Origin of the sequence: Azotobacter beijerinckii (genome assembly GCF_900110885.1) — a bacterium.
Classification (GTDB): domain Bacteria; phylum Pseudomonadota; class Gammaproteobacteria; order Pseudomonadales; family Pseudomonadaceae; genus Azotobacter; species Azotobacter beijerinckii.
In genome coordinates, this window is record NZ_FOFJ01000149.1 from 1 (window position 1) to 1953 (window position 1953).

The following is a 1953-nucleotide window of genomic DNA, read 5'->3' on the forward strand; positions in this document are numbered from 1 at the left end:
ACCGCTGGCGACGGAGATGGTCGAGAGGCGCCGGACCAGCGCCTGGCGGCCCTCGCTCAGGGGGTTGGTCATGGGGCCTCCATGCAGGCGGCGGTGACCATATGGCCGTCGTCGGCGATGATGTCTTCGACGATGTAGCTGTCGGTACCGACCACGAAGCGGCCGCCGCGGGTAGCCGTGGCAAGCTGGGCTTTGCGCCAGGAGATGCTGATCGGCACGACCACGAACATTCCGTCAGCGCCGGCATGTTGCGCTTCGCGGTCGATCATCACCTCCACTCCGGATGCCGCAGGAAGGCCTGCGGTATCGAGGTAGTCGGCGGTGCCGTCGCCCAGGCTCGCGGTAATGGCGGCATCCATCTCGTCGATCAGGGCAGCGAACGAGCCGGCCACGTCAGACCACCTTGGCGTACAGGAAGGCGTCCGGCTCCAGCAGGCCGGCCAGCGGCGCGCTCTGCAGCTTCAGCCAGCGGGCCGACGGCTCCTGGGTGACCCAGGACTTCGGGAAGCGCGCCGCCTCGACCAGACCGCTCTCGATGGCCTCCAGGTCCTGAATGGCGCCGTAGAGCATGGCGTTGCGGGTGTTGGTCGCGCCGAGGATCAGGCCGCCGGCGGCGATCATCGGCTGCTCGTCGCCGTTGTCGTCCAGGTACCACTCGTCGTAGGCGTAGAGATCGATGCCCGGGTCGTTGAGGTAGCCGAGGTAGGTGACGCCGTCCGGCAGCTCCTGCGGAACGATCAGCCCCAGGTCGACGCGGCGGGTGTTGAGCTGTTTCATCACCATTTCGTTGGCCTGGAAGGCATCCACGGCCTCGCCGCTGAGCACGGCGACGTTGGCGGTGCGTCCGGAGTCCCGGGCGATCTTGCGCTTCCAGGCGCGCAGGTCGCCGAGGGGATCGGAGCCGGCAGCGTCCCACTTGTCGGTGCTCAGGGTGAGCTTGTGGTCGGCGGCCATCAGGAAGTCGATGGTGTCGTCCACACCCTCGCCCACCACCTGCACCTGCCCGGTGGTCAGGGCCCGGGAGCACATCCACTCCTCGCGGCGGGTGATCTGGTCGTCGAGGTCGGCGAGGTCCTTGCCGAGCTGGGCGCCGGCCCGCTCGAGCGGGCTGCGGGTGGCATAGGGATTATCGCCGGCCGCGCGCTTGAGGATCAGCTCGGCGGTGGTTTCGATCTTCGGCTGGATGTACGGCGGCGTATAGGTGTCGGTGCGGTAGCCGTCGCGCAGGACCACGCTGCCCGGCAGGCGCGGATGGACGAAAGGGGCCATCTTGCGCTGGCCCTTGACGATGTCGATGTCGACGGTCTTGCTGGCGAAGGTGCGCGGCACGCCGCCGTTGAAGAAAGTCACCATCAGGAAGCGGCGCGCCAGTGTCATCTGCTCGACCGCTTCGAGCATGGTGCGGGTATCGAAAATATCCATCGGGATCGGCTCCTATCAGCGGACGAACAGGGAAAGGGGGCGCAGCGTGGCCTTGACGCCGACAAGGGTGTGGCCGGTGCCGAGGGTCAACTGGCTGCCGAGCACCTGTCCGGTCAGGCGGACGAGGCCATCGGCGGCGGCGCCGGTGGTGTCGATTGCGGCATCGAGGATGGCCACCGGGTCTTCGGAGCCGTCGGTCGCCGCGGCGAGGGACAGGACGTATTCGCCGCTAGCAGTGACTTTGCCGAGCACGGCGCCTTGGGCAAGGACCTGGTCGGCGCCGATGGTCACGACGTCCCGCACGATCGGGAAATCGCCGGCGCTGAGCTGGTCGGGTGTGTAGGTGGTGCGGACGGGGTTGGGCATGAAGGGCTCCTATCAGCGGCGGGCGCCGGCAACGATGGCGTTGACGGCGGTCTTGCGTTCGGCGGCGGCCTGATCGCCCTGGGGAGGATTGGCACCGGTGGTGCCGGTGGCGTCGGCCTTGATGCCGGCGAGGCCGATGCCGCGGTCCTGGGCGGCCTTGAACAG

At 68.3% G+C, this 1953-nt stretch carries 3 protein-coding genes; all 3 read right to left on the reverse strand.

The window, feature by feature from the left end:
- Positions 1 to 68: 68 nt before the first annotated feature.
- Genes BMY22_RS23230 through BMY22_RS23240 form a run of 3 tightly spaced genes read right to left on the reverse strand, consistent with a single transcriptional unit; the run spans position 69 to position 1788 of the window.
- Entirely contained in the window at positions 69 to 392 is a 324-nt protein-coding gene (locus BMY22_RS23230) for a head-tail joining protein (protein ID WP_090625682.1), read from the reverse strand.
- A 1-nt stretch (position 393) separates the two neighbouring features.
- Positions 394 to 1422: a major capsid protein gene (locus BMY22_RS23235; RefSeq protein WP_090625683.1), complete on the reverse strand. Its 1029-nt coding sequence runs from the start codon at positions 1420 to 1422 to the stop codon at positions 394 to 396.
- Between the two features lie 15 nt (positions 1423 to 1437).
- Positions 1438 to 1788, reverse strand: a complete 351-nt coding sequence (locus tag BMY22_RS23240; RefSeq protein WP_090625685.1) for a head decoration protein — start codon at positions 1786 to 1788, stop codon at positions 1438 to 1440.
- Positions 1789 to 1953: the final 165 nt, after the last annotated feature.

Bases quoted from the DNA above. Each gene is read 5' to 3' on its own strand.
- BMY22_RS23235 (WP_090625683.1), bottom strand. From the start codon at position 1,422: ATGGATATTTTCGATACCCGCACCATGCTCGAAGCGGTCGAGCAGATG.
- BMY22_RS23240 (WP_090625685.1), bottom strand. From the start codon at position 1,788: ATGCCCAACCCCGTCCGCACCACCTACACACCCGACCAGCTCAGCGCC.